Source organism: Veillonella sp. T34266-5, assembly GCF_002959815.1.
Classification (GTDB): domain Bacteria; phylum Bacillota; class Negativicutes; order Veillonellales; family Veillonellaceae; genus Veillonella; species Veillonella atypica.
This window is the reverse complement of the sequence record NZ_PPCZ01000005.1, coordinates 45,169-60,279: the sequence shown is the minus strand read 5'-3', so window position 1 is coordinate 60,279 and position 15,111 is coordinate 45,169. Positions and strand designations below refer to the sequence as shown.

Sequence of the window (15,111 nt, the reverse complement as noted above, 5' to 3'; positions counted from 1 at the left end):
CAAGTATCTCCTTTATGCACCAATCCAACCATAGCCATAACCAATACCAAATACGGACCAAAGAATAGCGATGGGAATCAATAACTTAAATTTCAATTTTGCTGTTTTATGATGACATACTACCATGCCCAATAAAGCGCCTAAACCACCAAAGGCAAAGGCTAAAAATAGCAATGTAAATTCAGAAATCCGCTCATACCCCTTTATAGCGGATAACTTATCATATCCATATATACAAAAGACAATAAAATTCCATACGGTCATAATAATCAGAAAATACGTTTCACTCATAATCCTATATTTATTTCCCCTTAAAATATGAGAAGGTATCACCCAATCCACGTTCTAAACTAACAGTGGCTTTAAATCCAAAATCTTTTTTTGCTTTTTCATTACATAAGCGAGAATGGCGTATATCTCCAACCCGTTCTGCTTCATAATTAGTTACAATTTCTTTACCACTGATAGATGTAAAATAGCCTACCAATTCATTGACAGATGCACTCGTATTGGTAGAAATATTATAAATTCCTGTTAAGTCAGGATGATTCATAGCTTTAATATTAGCCTCGACTACATCAGCTACATATACAAAGTCACGTGTTTGCTCACCATCCCCAAAAATGGTAAGCGGCTTATCCTCATTAATAAGGCGGTTGAAAATACTGATTACACCGCCTTCTCCACCATCCCCTTGACGTGGCCCATATACATTAGCATATCTAAAGCATACTGTTTTTAATCCAAAAGCTTGTTCATAAATACGTAAATATCCTTCAGCTGTCAATTTTGTAAGGCCATAAAATGATGTCGGTTTACCAGACATGTCTTCTGTGAGTGGTAATGTATCGAGATCACCATACACTGCAGCAGAGGATGGCATTAGAAAATGTGAAACATTATGCTTTCTAGCTGCTTCGAGCATATTAATTAATCCTATTAGATTCACATCGCAATCCATCTTAGGATTTTCCATAGATGCAGGCACCATCGTTTGTGCCGCTTCATGAAATACCACTTGAGGTTTAAAATCTGCAAAAATAGATTCTATGTTAGCGTCTCGTACATCCATTTCTATGAATGTTGCTTTTGGATTAACAAATTCTCGTACCCCTGTTGTAAGATTATCTATTACCAATACTGTATGACCTAATGCTATGAGTCGATCGACCAGATGGGACCCTATGAATCCGGCGCCCCCCGTTACACAAACGCGCATTGTTTTCCCCTTTTAGATTATTTACCTATCGCTGCCCCTGCCTTTGCGAGTTGGTCAGCCATTTCATTATATGTATCACCAGTATGAGCATGTACCTTGTGAAAGTATACTTTCACATGCGGGAATATACGTTCACAAAATGCTGCATATTCATTGGTTAATACATTATTTCGTTTCCACTTCTTCGTAGCCCACATTTCTATCCCCATATAATCATAATATAAGGAACACTTAGAAATTCCATGAGTTAAAGCATATTCCATAACATGCATGGCCGCCAATAACTCACCAGACACATTCCAAAACTCTGTATAATTCACATCTTTTGTGCCGAACGAAAATGTTTCTTTATTTCCATTTAGAAACATTATACCACCGGAACCTACCGATTGATTATATTTGTCATAACTACCATCAATATATGCAATTAAATGATTGGTTTCTGAGAAATCAGGAGCTATAGATTTCTTTGTATGGTTTGTTTTAGACGTTTTTGATGATGCTAGATAATCACCAATACTCATACCTTCATCACCTATAAAAGCCTGGGCTTCTGACTTAGTGGGAAACGATTTATAAATAGCCCCACCAAAGCCTTTAACCTGTTTTTCACAATCGCTCCAAGTTTCATAAATACCTGGCGTACGGCCTGCTTTTACAGCATAAAATTTCTTCGCCATACAACCTCCTAATGCTTCATGGTAAGCGGTACAAATTCAGCATTTACTACAGATTGTAAATCTTGTGGATTAACATGCATCTGCATGCCTCGTAAACCAGCACTAACATATACAGCCTCTTGAGCTTGCATCGTTTCATCAAAATATGTAGGAAATAGCTTTTTCATACCTACCGGCGAGCAACCGCCCCGTAAATAACCAGTTATACCTAATAAGTCTTTAACATGAATTAATTCTACAGATTTATTACCACTGACACGAGCAGCCTGTTTCATATCTAGTTCTTCAGCTACAGGAATACAGAATACTACATATCCTGTTTTATCACCCTTGCCAACTAAAGTCTTAAATACTTCTTTTTCATCAAGACCTAGTTCATCAGCTACATGAACACCCTGACCTCGTTCTTCAGACCATTCATATTCATCAATCGTATATGCTATGTGATGAGTATCTAATATGCGTAATGCATTTGTTTTTTTATGCTTTTCCTTACTCATACAAGAGCCTCCTATTTATTAACAATTTTATTTATATTCTTTAATTCAATGCGTAAAGTACCATCATCATTAGTTTTAATTTCGATAAACTCCCGATTTTGCATATATTCTACAGGGAACGAAATTTCTATGCCAGTATCGGTTTTAATTTTATGATGTTCGCCTACCTTCGTAGCAAATTCGCGATTTACTGGTAAAGGCCGCATCATATCCTGTTCAGCTAACTCCTTTTTAGCCGCTTCTTGTTGAATGGGGTTAGACTTAAATACCTCTTCCACAATGCGAACAGGATTAACCGTATCAGATACTTCTGCATTTTTAGCAATCATAGACTTTGCCATCGTCAGCTCTGCTACACCATCGGATTCGTGCGCTTGAGCCACCTTATCTATAATGGTTTTTACCTTTTTAATAGTATCCCTAGAGGATTGATCTGTACCAAGTTGTAACACCTTATCTGCTAAGATATAACAAACTTCACCGTCATATTCACCTTTGGGTTCAAAGATACGAACAGATAAATCCAATGTATTTATGGCAACAAAAGCTCGCAATTTTTGTGTCGGCATCGGCAATACCGCCTTATGTGGTACAAGTTCTGTCGATAAGGAGCCATCATCTTCACTAAACAATTGATGCGTAAAGGCATCATGAGCCTGACATAATAGCATGCAAATATATGATGTGTCTGTCACCACATCGCATACGATAGTATCAATGACAACGCCTACTGTGGCTTGTTTCATATAGTCAAAGGTCTTCTCCCCTAACTCTTTTGCTAACGTAACAAAGGAGATTTCACCAGATTTATATTCACCGATTCGCTTTCCCATAGGGCTATGTGCATGTAACGTCCCTGTTCTCGCACCAGGATCTTTAAAAGCTTTCGTTACATGGCCTGCAATATAGTCATGTATGTCTTGCTCACCTATTTTTAATTCATGTTCAGAATAGACCGCTAAAGATGATGTAAAATCAAAAATCTCTAGGGCTGCTTTATTAATTTGCATGATAACTCCTAAAGGATAAAAATATTACTCTTTATTATACCATTCTTTTAGCAATTCTTTGTCTATTTTTGAATGATCAATAATTAGACATAATTTAAACACCTATATTCATGTTCATAAATTAAGAGAAAGTAATTATATATCCTCTTAATACAACAAAGGAGGTGCCTGTTAACACCTCCCTTGTTATAGTATTAGATTTTAATTTTAGTGGCTAACCAAGCAGCAACTAAGCATTTTACAATATCTCCAGGAATATAAGGGAACATTGCAGCGGTTAATGCAGCCCAAAGTGGAGTTCCTGTAACAAGCATAAATCCAGCAACACCAAAAATATATACTACAGGAATTGTTATAGCAATAGAACGCCAAGCATAAGAGAAAAAGCTTCGAGACTTACCTTTACAAATACTCAACAATGTATATGCTATTGGCCAAGAAACAATAAAGCCACCTGTAGGCCCCCATAATTTAGTTAATCCAGAAGTACCACCAGCAAATACGGGAACCCCTATAATGCCTAATAAAATATATACTAAGAATACTATTAATGCGTCCTTCGGCTCCAACATTAATCCTGTTAGTGTAGCCACTAAAGTTAGTGCTATCACTGGAACAGGGCTAAATGGTAATGGAAAAGAAATCCATGCTGAAACACATAATAAGGCCGTTAGTAAAGCCATTTTAGTTAAACGTCTTGCTTCCATATTTTACCTCCCTATATATTATAATTATTACTATTAAATTATAATCAACCAACCACCTATCGTCAACCAATTAATTTCGATTAGTTTACAATAAAAGCCACCATTGATAATCAATGGTGGCCTCAATTTTATATTTAAATCCAAAGAATATATAAGCTATTTTATAACTTCAATCCTTTTAAATATTCCTTAAATGCTGCCCCTAATTCTTCATTACGAAGTGCATATTCCACGGTAGCTTTCAAATAGCCTAATTTATCACCTGTATCATAGCGAACACCTTCATAGGCTAAAGCGTAAGTATCTGTTTTGGATGCAGCTAATGCATCTGTTAGTTGTACTTCATTACCAACACCTGGTTTTGTATTCTCTAAGATATCAAAAATATCAGGCGTTAAAATATATCGACCAAGAACAGCTAAATTGGACGGTGCCTTATCAACACTTGGTTTTTCTACTAATCCATGAACGCGATACAAGTTATTTGCCAACGGTTCTCCGGACACAATACCATAGGAGCTTACCTTTTCATTCGGTACAAATTGAGCACCTAATATGATACCTGGATGTTGTTCATAACAATCCATCAACTGTTGTAAGCATGGTTTTTCTGGATTATAAACAATGTCATCACCTAATAATACAGCAAATGGCTCATCACCAATAAACGCTTTAGCACATAATACGGCATCACCTAAACCACGCGGTGATTTCTGACGAATAAAATGAATTTTAATATCCGCCAAATCTTTTACCATGGCTAATTGTTTATTTTTACCTTGCTTTTGTAATAGCTCTTCTAGCTCGACACTGCTATCAAAATGATCTTCTATGGCGCGTTTGCTACGACCTGTTATGATAAGAATTTCTTCGATACCAGAATCGAGTGCTTCTTTTACAATATATTGAATCGCCGGTGTATCAACAATAGGCAACATTTCCTTTGGTTGTGCTTTCGTAGCTGGCAAAAAACGTGTACCGAAACCAGCTGCTGGAATGACAGCCTTACGAATAGACTTCATGTATATGCTCCTTAGAAATCTTTACCAACGAATTTGATTTTCCATTGGTTATTGTTATTTTTATGAGAATCTTTATATGTTAAATACATATCAAAGGAGTGCAAATCACGATGGTATGTGTAATAGATAGAATCCACATCGCCACTCATCATATTTTGTTTAACACTCACCGAAATATCATCGAGACGTGTCAATTTAAAGGAACCACCATAGATAAGCTCCTTAGGAAGCTCTGTACTATCAAAGCGATATGGCGAGTTGTTATAGTTAATATTGCGTTGATTATACGATACCCACGCATTAACTCTAGGTCCTACAGCTGTACGGAATTGAGCGCCCCAGTACGGCATGCTACGTATCGACTTATCATAACCATAATAATCGCGTTGATAACCGCCGAAGAATCGCAAAGTACCATCTTTCCAAAGGTTGATAGGATCATGAGATACTTCTACCTTATAGTCCTTATGGACCCCCTTTACAGATCCTTCCTTCCAATAACCAATACTTGTTTCACCACGTGCAGTAAATGGAGATTTACCAATATGGTACGTATGTGTATCAAGACGTAATTCGCCGATTTTTTCTACCCATACAGTTTCATCATTATATTCATTGGATACTTTACTATACCCGATGGATGCGGTTCCCCAAGGTAAGAAATAGCGATATCCAATTTGAGGCTTAAATCCAGATTTTGAATACCATTTGTAATCAAAATATGCTTCACCAGATTTCCCCAATGGAATTTCCGCATTACCACGCAATCCAATACCATCATCACTATTATAAATAGGCCGTGGCATAATAGAAAATGCACTTACTTTACCTTGTTTATCTCCACGTATAGATTTTGTATAAGATTTCAAGCTAAAAAGTTTAAAATTCTTGATGTAAAAGCTTGGATGTTGAATTACTACCTTATCGCCAGGATAGATTTTAATGTCTTCACCTTCAATACGGTAATCAGGTGTATGCTTAAATGCCATCGCATGCTTAGATGTAATCATACCTTTTTCGATGGAACCGGTTTGACCATCATAGGATAAGTTCTGCCCCTTCACATAATACGGATCAGACCAACCTTGTGTATGACCGGCATCAAAATGTTGATCGCTAGTACGATAGGTCATAACATCACCAGTAAGATCTTTTGTTTTACCGCCATCTTCTAAGTAGCGATACGGACCATCAGCAGTTCGATACTCTGTGGTTTTTGTATTACCAGTGATGCGATTAGCTAATAATGTGCGATTACCTTGAGTAACTACTACATTACCAAAAGCATTTACATCGCCAGTACTACCGGAATATGTCATCTTATCTGCATCTACACGAGTTGGTAACTTTTCTGTCGGTGCCGTAATCGGTGAAGCACCACGACGAACAACACGAATATTGCTGCGTTCAGGTGTCGAAGGTTGTTGCAGTTCACCTGGATAGGATTCAGATATACTATCTAAACTATCTTGATATGTAATTGAGTCTGAAGCAGCCCACGCTGGCTGGGCTAAACAAAGCAAGCATGCTGCCACGAGCCATTGTACTCTTTGTTTCCTCATGGTTACTAAACTCCTCTATTGGTTACGCTTTACTACGACGATTGGTTGTGAAACATTTTCTACTGTATCATTTGTATCTTCTACTTCTTCTGAATCAGCAGTGTTTGTATCTTCTTCGTCAGTGTTCACAGTTGAATCATCTGCTTCATCCACAGTGCTATCTACGGAATCATCATTCGCAGTCGGTACTGTCACGGCTTCAGCTAGTTCATCATCACTATGAGCTAAACCATCACCACCAATTACAAGACCTTGAATCGACACTGAGTCTTGAGGTTGAATAAATACAGTGGAGCCTACCGGGTAATCAATATTTTTACCCTTAATGAAAGCACCACCTACTAAGCCAACAGGGCCAAGTAGAACTGCACCAGCCACAGAGGCACCAGCCGCTTTAATTTCGCCCTTTGTTTTTTCCTTAGCCTCATTACCTTGTACAGCAGTAAATTCTGTACCATCAATAGCAGGAACAGAGTCAAAAGTTATATCTAATGCACCATTACGTCCAAAAGAGCGCGCTTTTTTCAAGGATGTAATCGTTGCAGAACCTACAGTACCAGCTGGCACCAACAATACATTGCCATCCATTACATTTTCAGCAACAGTGAATTTAATCGTATCTCCTTCATGACTTGTTTTTGTGGATACCGCATCATTTAGTGTTACCTTGAACACGTGATCAGAAGATAGTGTTCCTACTTGATTTGTAAGAGTTACATTACTACCATATACCTTGGTTTTCAAGCTAATAATACGTTTTTGTAATGAACCTGTTGAAATTCTACCATTCACACTACGTTCCATCTTTTCAACACGTTCTACCAAGGAACCATCATTAATGCTGTTTTGGTATGTATATTCAAGTGCGTCCATTTCTTCACGCAATGAAATATTAGTACCACTACCTTCAACGGAATCATATAAAGAATCTACACGTTTACTCAATGTAGCAGTATTGCCAGAAAATCCGTTGCCGTATACAGTTTCATCCAATTGATTAATACGATCCACAACGGCACCATCTTGAGGTGCACCATATACAGTGCTTTCTAATACTTGTGTTTTTTCCGTTACTGTACCAGGTGCAGCAAATGCGGTACCGGTCAACAAAGACGCCATCAAAAGTGTAAGTACTTGCTTCTTCATATAATCCTCCACAACTTATCCTCTATGGGACATATACGTTAAACAGCACAATAAGCACGGGCCTAAGACCGTGCTTATTTTCTGAGTACTTCTAAGGAAGTATCTCAGTGGCCATTAAATTTTTAAATCAATAAGTGCAGATACACCTACACCTTGAACACGGGAAGCGCCCACTGGATTTGTACTATCTACTGGTACTAAACCTTTAACACGAACCATACCGTTAAAGCTACCTTCAACTTGAGCAACAGCCTTAACTTGTTCAATACTAGATGCAGGGCCTGTTACTTGAGCAGCACCAATGTACCCTTTTGTACCAATACTAATGATAGGTACAACCTTTGTAGTATATTCAGTACTCAAATTATTTTGTTTTAGTAATTTATTTAAGAAAGAATCAATTTGTGGACCAAATTTACTAACTAGAATGCCAACGCCACCAATTTTAGCAGCACCACCAAGGATACTACTTAAGCCGCCAGCTTGAGTGGTTAAAATGCCCCCAAATGCAGTTGTAGTTAAACAAATTCCTAGAACAGCGGTCATAATTTTCTTTTTCATGATAAGCCTCCTAATAGATACTTATATTTTAACAAATTCTATACATAGTTTCTAGTGAAAGTATAAATACTTACACTTAAAGATAGTAAAATTATATAAAAATACAATGAGTTTATTATGAATTTTATACAATTTAATTTTTAGCTATGTTTTAACGGCAAATCATACAATTATAACCAGAAGACTTAACAGATGCGAGGCACTTGATCTTCACCCAATAAATCTACTAGACGAACACCGCCAATCGATGTTTGTAGGCCTACTTTACCAATATTTTTATCCATAGTTACACCAATATGAGTTGCTTCACGACCTTCTGGGAAATCATGCAATATATCCAATACACGATTAGTTACAGACGGCTCTACAACGAAAATACATTTACCTTCATTTGCTAAGTATAAAGGATCGTAACCTAAAATATCACAAACAGAACGAACTTCATCATGAATGATAAACTTAGATTCCTCAACCTTTATGCCCACTTGACTTTGTTCGGCAATTTCTTTAAGAACAGTACCTACACCACCGCGCGTAGGATCACGCAATAGTGCAACCTGAGGCCCTACTGCATTTAAAACAGCATGAACCATATGATTCAATGGAGCACAATCAGTCTTAACAGAGTCTGATAATTCTAGCCCAAATCGTTGTCCCATGACAGCTATAGAGTGATCACCAATAGATCCGGACAGAATAATGTCCATATTAGGTTTTACGACATTCGGACCTATATTTATGCCATCTGGAATCATACCAATGCCGGCTGTATTAATATAAATTTTATCAACTTCACCTTTTTTTACAACCTTCGTATCACCCGTCACAATTTGTACATTCGCAAGCTTTGCCATATCAGACATAGTGCTTAAAATTGTTTCTAATTCGTCGAAAGGAAGACCTTCTTCTAAAATCAAACCACAGCTAAGATATTGCGGAACAGCGCCATTCATAGCTAGGTCATTAACGGTACCGCATACAGCTAATTTACCTATATTACCACCCGGGAAAAAAGCTGGCTGTACAACATAAGAATCTGTTGTGAAAGCCATTCGCCCAGATGATACTGGAAATTGTGCCCCATCATGTAAGGGAGCTAACAAATCATTAGTAAAATATTTTAATATAAATCGTTCTGTCAATTCGTGGCTAAAACGGCCACCATTGCCATGAACTAAACGAACTCGTTCCATTAATCCTCCCAGGCTAATCCACCACTAGAAAAACCATACTTATACCATGCAGCACAACTACCTTCTACAGATACCATACAAGCACCTACTGCATGATCCGGTGTACAGGCTTTTCCAAAAAGCGGGCACTCATTGGGTTTGATTAAACCTTGTAATACACTACCACATTGACAGCCTTTAGGATCAAGAGATGGTTTTTCTAACTGTATAGGTAACACCTTTTCTGCATCTAGAAATGCGTAATCATCATTAAGCTGTAATCCAGAATTTGGAATTATACCAATACCACGCCATGCATCATCACAAACATCGTATATTTCATTCATCATACGCACGGCCACAGGATTTCCTTCCTTCATAACAACAGAGTGATAGGTATTGCCTACTTCATAATGACCACTTTTCCGTTGTTCTAAAATATTGACGATAGCAGATAATATTTCTACTCCATCAAACCCAGCAATGCAGGATGGAATTTTATACTCATCCGGTAAAAATTGATATGGTTTTTCGCCAATGATAACACTGACATGCCCTGGCAAGATAAAGCCATCAATTTTTCCGACTTGTCGGTCTAATAAAGCGCGTAATGCGGGTGGAACCAATTTATGAGACACCAAGAATAATACATTTTTCAAGCCAGCCTGTGCTACAGCTTTCACAGTGGCACCGATGACAGCAATAGTCGTTTCAAACCCTATAGCTAAAAATACTATATATTTATCCGGATATTTTTTACTTAGTTCCAACACTTCTAAGGGCGTATAGATAACATGAATATGAGCGCCCTGTGTTTGAGCTTCACTAAGACTACTATAACTACCTGGCACCTTTAACATATCCCCAAAGGTTGCAATAATAACATCATCACGTTTGGCATACTCTAACGCTTTATCCATATACACTTGGTCCGTTACACACACAGGGCATCCAGGACCACTGACTAATTCTATTCCCGATGGCAATAATTGTCGTAACCCTTCTCTAAAAATAGATACTGTATGTGTACCACAAACTTCCATAAGTCGCACCCGTTCGCCAGGTGTATGTAGTTCGCTAATGCGGCGTAATAAAGCATCAGCTGTTTTCTGTTTTTCCTGCAAAGTAAGCTTCTTCAAGTTCTTCCAACTCCCGGAAGGCATCTAAGGTTGCCTTCGCTTCTTCTTCATCTACAATTTGAACTGCAAAACCGGCATGTACTAATAACCAGTCTCCCACCTTTGCATCTGGCACGAGAAGCAAACTACAATCGCGCGTTGCACCTGTTAATTCTACTGTACCAATGGCTTCATTAATAGAAATTAACTGTGCTGGTACTGCTAAACACATACGCCCTCCTTATGTAAATATACTTATACATCTATTTATAACTATTAATCCATATATTTCGATTAATTTAATTGTATCACAAAACTAAGAACTCTTATGTAACCAATGACACTTTTATATATTTTTTTGATGAGCAATCCACAACTGTCCCAACGATAAACCACCGTCATTACACGGTACTTTTTTATTTATATATAATGTGCCATGATGCCATTTATGTTGTAAGGCCGACAATAATCTACGATTTTGAAAAACACCACCACCGATACATACATCATCGATGCCATAACGTTCACACAAATCAGCTCCAACTTCACAAATAGCAATGGCCAGTGTTTTATGGAAGCTCGCCGCTAACGAGGATACACTTTCACCTTGAGAATAGCCATCCATAATCTGTTGAACTGCAGGCACGAGATCTAATACTTGCCCATCATAGTTAAAATCTAACAATCGACCTTCTTCATTTGCACATGCAGATTCTAATGCTATGGCGATCTGTGCATCAAAAGAGTGTTCATTTCCTAAGCCCAACAAACAACCAATTACATCAAATAATCTACCTGCACTAGATGTCATCATCATGGACATGTCTGACTGCAATGCCTTATCTAGAATTTGCCAGCCTTTAGGCAATGTGGTTAACCATTTTTTGTATATATTAGGTAACTCATCTCCATAATAATTCCGTAAGTACCATAAAGCCTGACGCCATGGTTCTTTTACCGCTTTTTCACCACCAGGTAAAGGCGCTACATGTATGTGAGCAACACGCATATACTCTGCCCCATAACATAACATAAATTCACCGCCCCAAATCGTATCATCGTCACCATACCCAGTGCCATCAAAACAAATTCCAAGAACAGGATATTTTAAATCGTATTCAGCCATAACAGCTGCGATGTGACTATGATGATGTTGGACCTCTATAGCCGGAAGATTTAGCGTTTTACTTACTTGTCGACCATAATTAGATGAAAAAAATGCAGGGTGCTTATCCATAACAATTGCTTTCGGCTTCACATCAAACAGCTGTTCATATCGTTTAATGGTCCACTCAAAGGTTTCATGAGTTGATTCACTTGCTAAATCACCTATATGAGGTCCTAGCAATATTTCCTGCTTTTTATTAATCGCAAAGGTATTCTTTAAATCACTGCCCATGGCGAGTATCGGTTGATCTGTAATCGACTCACAATGAATGGGTTCAGGAATATACCCGCGACTTCGCCGAATCAAAATAGGTGTATTTTCCACCACTGATACAATCGAATCATCTACAGGCGCATAAATTTGACGATTATGTGTCAAAAAATAATCTGCTATTCCAAACAATTGGGAGAATGCTTTATCATCTTCATAAATGACAGAGTCTCCACTTGCATTACCGCTTGTCATCACCCAAACCGCATCATCTGGCAATAATACATAGTGAATTGGTGCATATGGTAGCATTACACCAATCATATGATTATTGGGTGCTACTAAATCACTTATAGGCAAAGTAGCATCAGCCTTCTTTTCTAGTAGCACAATAGGCCTTGCCATATCAGTTAAGGCATCTAAATCACCATCACGAACAATGGCAAAGTCCTCCAAAACATCAATAGAGCCTACCATAAGAGCTAGTGGCTTATCTCTGCGTCGCTTACGTTCTCGTAAAGTTTGAACGGCTTTATCATTAGTAGCATCACACACTAAATGATAGCCACCAACACCCTTAACGGCTACTATTGCCCCATTAGCAATAAGTTCTCGAGTTCTTTCAAAACAATTATCACCTGACCATTGACGCCCGTCTAAATCGAATAATTGGTAAGCAGGGCCACAACTAGAACAAGCATTTGGTTCCGCATGATACCTACGACCATTCACATCTACGTATTCCTCATGACAAGCTTCACACATGGTGAAATCAGACATAGTAGTTCGTTCTCGATCATAGGGCATGGATTTAATAATGGAATATCGAGGTCCACAATTGGTACAGTTGATAAAAGGATAATCATATCTCCTACCAGATTCCTTCATTTCAGCCAAACAATCATCACACGGTGATGTATCGGCACCAATAAACGTGTTTACAGTACCATCCACAGGAGACTGAGCGATAATAAATTCCTTATCATCATCATTTACAGATGGATCAATCTTTGTAATGCTCACATGTGTGATACGGCATAATCGCGGCTGTTCTTCCTGAATCGTATCAACAAATAATTGCAATGTATCTATGTCGGATTGGGCCTCTACATATACACCGGAACTATCATTATATACAAATCCACTAATCCCTAATTGATGGGCCCACATAGAAACAAGGGGTCGAAATCCGACCCCTTGTACAATACCTGTAAATCGAATCCCCCAACGTTCAATAGTTTGTTTTTTATCCAATCTAGTGTCCATAGCGGCTCCTATTACAAAATATATCTTATTTAAAATATCTATCCTAATGCTACAGGAATACTACCATCGATGCCGGCTTGTTCGAGTTCAGCTTGAATCATGATAGCACATTCAATTCGTTTCTTTTGTAGACGACAGCCAAACTCATAAGGCGTTTGTAAATCTCCACCCAATGTAATGTTATTGGCATGACAGCCACCAGAGCAGAAGAATTTAGCCCAACATTCTGCACAAGTAGGTTTTGTAAACACATGTGTGTTACGGAAATCCTTTGGAATTTCAGTATTTTTTAAACCTTCGTATACATTACCAAGTATATAACCATCTTTGCCTACAAATTGGTGACATGGATAAATATCCCCATTTGGTACTATCGCCATATATTCATGACCAGCCCCACAGCCACGCAAACGTTTTGCCATACAAGGTCCACGGTACAAGTCCATCCGGAAGTGGAAGAAATTAAATTTCTCACCCCACCCGTCCTTTTGACGTTGCAAATATATATCTGCTAATTTTTCATATTCTTTCTCAAGCGTTGGCCAATCTTCTTCGCGAAGTACATAATCGCCTTCTTCACCAACTACAGGCTCCATAGATAAGTGTTCAAAGCCTAAGTCAGACATAGCCAATACATCTTTAGTAAAATCAAGATTCTTATGCGTATATGTACCACGTACATAATATTCTAAACCATGACGTTGCTTTACAGCATTTACAAGATTTTTAGCAATATACTCATAAGAGTTAGCTCCACTGCCAGCGACTGGGCGCATAGCATTATGCACATCTTCGCGGCCATCTAGAGACAAGACCAAGCTCATTTTATGTTCGTTTACATAATCGATTTTCTCTTGAGACAATAACATACCATTAGTAGTCAACGTCAATTTAAAGATTTTATTATGTTTTGGCGCCTCTTGCTCAATATATTCTACAGTTTGTTTCACCACATCCCAATTAAGAAGGGGCTCGCCACCGAAGAAATCGATTTCGCAATGTTGACGAGTGCCACTCATTTGAATGAGAAAATCAACAGCGCGTTTAGCTACATCAAAGCTCATCAATTCGCGTTTTACACCGCCGTAATCGCCTTGACTAGCAAAGCAATATTTACATGCTAAATTACAGTCATGGGCAATATTAAGACACAATGCTTTAACGATTGGTTTTTCCCCAACTACGAGCTTGAATTCGGTGCTCATAGGAGCAAAGAGTTGTTCTGCAGCGATGAGCTCATCTAATTCATCCATGATTTCATTTAATTCTACAGGATCCTGAGAGCTATCTAACGCTGCATGGACTGCATCACGATTGGTGCCGTCATATATATCTAATACTTTATCAATGAGTTCATCAATAACGTGAATGATACCGCTATTTACATCTAAACAATAGTAGTTATCTTTCATCCGAAACTTATGGATCATTGGTTTTAATTCTAACATGGTACCTCCAAATATGTGTATGTGAAAGCGCTAAACTATATAGAACTTTCTAGATAATTGTACCACATTTTTTGTCTATCGTGCTAAAAGTCCTCATAAATATATACCATAAACAGTATGTATATATTACATACATAAAAAAAGAGAGCCATCGGCTCTCTTTTTATTATTTTTGTTTGCAAACTTGGTTGCCTACTGTACAGCTTGTTTTGCAAGCGGATTGGCAAGAAGTTTGGCATTCACCACAACCGCCAGTTTTAGCAGTTTTTTGTAAAGATTCAGTGTTGATTGTACGAATACGTTTAGCCATGATTATCCTCCT

16 protein-coding genes are annotated in these 15,111 nt (G+C 38.0%); all 16 read right to left on the bottom strand.

Annotation, left to right across the window (positions count from 1 at the left end; all coding sequences use genetic code 11):
* Window positions 1-12: 12 nt before the first annotated feature.
* On the bottom strand, window positions 13-291 hold the full coding sequence (locus VIHSUH07_RS03140) for a DUF1294 domain-containing protein (protein WP_005384261.1): 279 nt from the start codon (window positions 289-291) through the stop codon (window positions 13-15).
* Window positions 292-301: 10 nt separating this feature from the next.
* Window positions 302-1,219: an NAD-dependent epimerase/dehydratase family protein gene (locus tag VIHSUH07_RS03135; RefSeq protein ID WP_105083882.1), complete on the bottom strand. Its 918-nt coding sequence runs from the start codon at window positions 1,217-1,219 to the stop codon at window positions 302-304.
* Between the two features lie 17 nt (window positions 1,220-1,236).
* Window positions 1,237-1,899 (bottom strand): ribonuclease H1 domain-containing protein, encoded by a 663-nt coding sequence (locus tag VIHSUH07_RS03130; protein ID WP_105083881.1) that lies wholly within the window; start codon window positions 1,897-1,899, stop codon window positions 1,237-1,239.
* A gap of 8 nt (window positions 1,900-1,907) precedes the next feature.
* Window positions 1,908-2,399 (bottom strand): Cys-tRNA(Pro) deacylase, encoded by a 492-nt coding sequence (gene ybaK, locus VIHSUH07_RS03125; protein WP_005380842.1) that lies wholly within the window; start codon window positions 2,397-2,399, stop codon window positions 1,908-1,910.
* An 11-nt stretch (window positions 2,400-2,410) separates the two neighbouring features.
* Window positions 2,411-3,409 carry a nucleoid-associated protein gene (locus VIHSUH07_RS03120; protein ID WP_105083880.1) on the bottom strand — a complete coding sequence of 333 codons (999 nt, stop codon included), beginning with the start codon at window positions 3,407-3,409 and terminating at the stop codon, window positions 2,411-2,413.
* A gap of 194 nt (window positions 3,410-3,603) precedes the next feature.
* A complete protein-coding gene (locus tag VIHSUH07_RS03115) occupies window positions 3,604-4,116 on the bottom strand; it encodes a biotin transporter BioY (RefSeq protein WP_105083879.1) in 513 nt (170 codons plus the stop codon).
* A gap of 161 nt (window positions 4,117-4,277) precedes the next feature.
* On the bottom strand, window positions 4,278-5,138 hold the full coding sequence (galU, locus tag VIHSUH07_RS03110; protein ID WP_105083878.1) for a UTP--glucose-1-phosphate uridylyltransferase GalU: 861 nt from the start codon (window positions 5,136-5,138) through the stop codon (window positions 4,278-4,280).
* A gap of 11 nt (window positions 5,139-5,149) precedes the next feature.
* Window positions 5,150-6,700, bottom strand: coding sequence for an LptA/OstA family protein (locus tag VIHSUH07_RS03105; protein ID WP_005380916.1), 1,551 nt, complete (start codon window positions 6,698-6,700; stop codon window positions 5,150-5,152).
* 15 nt (window positions 6,701-6,715) lie between these two features.
* Window positions 6,716-7,846, bottom strand: coding sequence for a hypothetical protein (locus tag VIHSUH07_RS03100; protein WP_105083877.1), 1,131 nt, complete (start codon window positions 7,844-7,846; stop codon window positions 6,716-6,718).
* A gap of 114 nt (window positions 7,847-7,960) precedes the next feature.
* Entirely contained in the window at window positions 7,961-8,407 is a 447-nt protein-coding gene (locus VIHSUH07_RS03095; RefSeq protein WP_005376809.1) for a hypothetical protein, read from the bottom strand.
* A 185-nt stretch (window positions 8,408-8,592) separates the two neighbouring features.
* On the bottom strand, window positions 8,593-9,600 hold the full coding sequence (gene hypE / locus VIHSUH07_RS03090; protein WP_105083876.1) for a hydrogenase expression/formation protein HypE: 1,008 nt from the start codon (window positions 9,598-9,600) through the stop codon (window positions 8,593-8,595).
* A complete protein-coding gene (hypD, locus tag VIHSUH07_RS03085; protein WP_199176828.1) occupies window positions 9,600-10,718 on the bottom strand; it encodes a hydrogenase formation protein HypD in 1,119 nt (372 codons plus the stop codon). Before hypD ends, hypE begins: the two co-directional genes overlap by 1 nt.
* Window positions 10,678-10,929, bottom strand: a complete 252-nt coding sequence (locus VIHSUH07_RS03080) for a HypC/HybG/HupF family hydrogenase formation chaperone (protein WP_005376745.1) — start codon at window positions 10,927-10,929, stop codon at window positions 10,678-10,680. The genes hypD and VIHSUH07_RS03080 overlap by 41 nt, the downstream gene beginning before the upstream one ends.
* A gap of 114 nt (window positions 10,930-11,043) precedes the next feature.
* Window positions 11,044-13,341, bottom strand: a complete 2,298-nt coding sequence (hypF, locus tag VIHSUH07_RS03075; protein ID WP_105083874.1) for a carbamoyltransferase HypF — start codon at window positions 13,339-13,341, stop codon at window positions 11,044-11,046.
* 38 nt (window positions 13,342-13,379) lie between these two features.
* On the bottom strand, window positions 13,380-14,789 hold the full coding sequence (scfB, locus tag VIHSUH07_RS03070; protein WP_105083873.1) for a thioether cross-link-forming SCIFF peptide maturase: 1,410 nt from the start codon (window positions 14,787-14,789) through the stop codon (window positions 13,380-13,382).
* A 166-nt stretch (window positions 14,790-14,955) separates the two neighbouring features.
* The gene (gene scfA / locus VIHSUH07_RS03065) at window positions 14,956-15,099 is read right to left on the bottom strand and encodes a six-cysteine ranthipeptide SCIFF (protein WP_004693318.1); all 144 of its coding nucleotides are present in this window, start codon (window positions 15,097-15,099) and stop codon (window positions 14,956-14,958) included.
* Window positions 15,100-15,111: the final 12 nt, after the last annotated feature.

What these genes read in the sequence shown, in the direction of transcription:
- VIHSUH07_RS03115 (WP_105083879.1), bottom strand. Translation starts at nt 4,116, where the DNA reads ATGGAAGCAAGACGTTTAACTAAAATGGCTTTACTAACGGCCTTATTA.
- VIHSUH07_RS03140 (WP_005384261.1), bottom strand. Translation starts at nt 291, where the DNA reads ATGAGTGAAACGTATTTTCTGATTATTATGACCGTATGGAATTTTATT.
- scfB (WP_105083873.1), bottom strand. Translation starts at nt 14,789, where the DNA reads ATGTTAGAATTAAAACCAATGATCCATAAGTTTCGGATGAAAGATAAC.
- ybaK (WP_005380842.1), bottom strand. Translation starts at nt 2,399, where the DNA reads ATGAGTAAGGAAAAGCATAAAAAAACAAATGCATTACGCATATTAGAT.
- galU (WP_105083878.1), bottom strand. Translation starts at nt 5,138, where the DNA reads ATGAAGTCTATTCGTAAGGCTGTCATTCCAGCAGCTGGTTTCGGTACA.
- VIHSUH07_RS03095 (WP_005376809.1), bottom strand. Translation starts at nt 8,407, where the DNA reads ATGAAAAAGAAAATTATGACCGCTGTTCTAGGAATTTGTTTAACTACA.
- VIHSUH07_RS03135 (WP_105083882.1), bottom strand. Translation starts at nt 1,219, where the DNA reads ATGCGCGTTTGTGTAACGGGGGGCGCCGGATTCATAGGGTCCCATCTG.
- VIHSUH07_RS03105 (WP_005380916.1), bottom strand. Translation starts at nt 6,700, where the DNA reads ATGAGGAAACAAAGAGTACAATGGCTCGTGGCAGCATGCTTGCTTTGT.
- VIHSUH07_RS03100 (WP_105083877.1), bottom strand. Translation starts at nt 7,846, where the DNA reads ATGAAGAAGCAAGTACTTACACTTTTGATGGCGTCTTTGTTGACCGGT.
- hypF (WP_105083874.1), bottom strand. Translation starts at nt 13,341, where the DNA reads ATGGACACTAGATTGGATAAAAAACAAACTATTGAACGTTGGGGGATT.
- VIHSUH07_RS03130 (WP_105083881.1), bottom strand. Translation starts at nt 1,899, where the DNA reads ATGGCGAAGAAATTTTATGCTGTAAAAGCAGGCCGTACGCCAGGTATT.
- VIHSUH07_RS03120 (WP_105083880.1), bottom strand. Translation starts at nt 3,409, where the DNA reads ATGCAAATTAATAAAGCAGCCCTAGAGATTTTTGATTTTACATCATCT.
- hypE (WP_105083876.1), bottom strand. Translation starts at nt 9,600, where the DNA reads ATGGAACGAGTTCGTTTAGTTCATGGCAATGGTGGCCGTTTTAGCCAC.
- VIHSUH07_RS03080 (WP_005376745.1), bottom strand. Translation starts at nt 10,929, where the DNA reads ATGTGTTTAGCAGTACCAGCACAGTTAATTTCTATTAATGAAGCCATT.
- scfA (WP_004693318.1), bottom strand. Translation starts at nt 15,099, where the DNA reads ATGGCTAAACGTATTCGTACAATCAACACTGAATCTTTACAAAAAACT.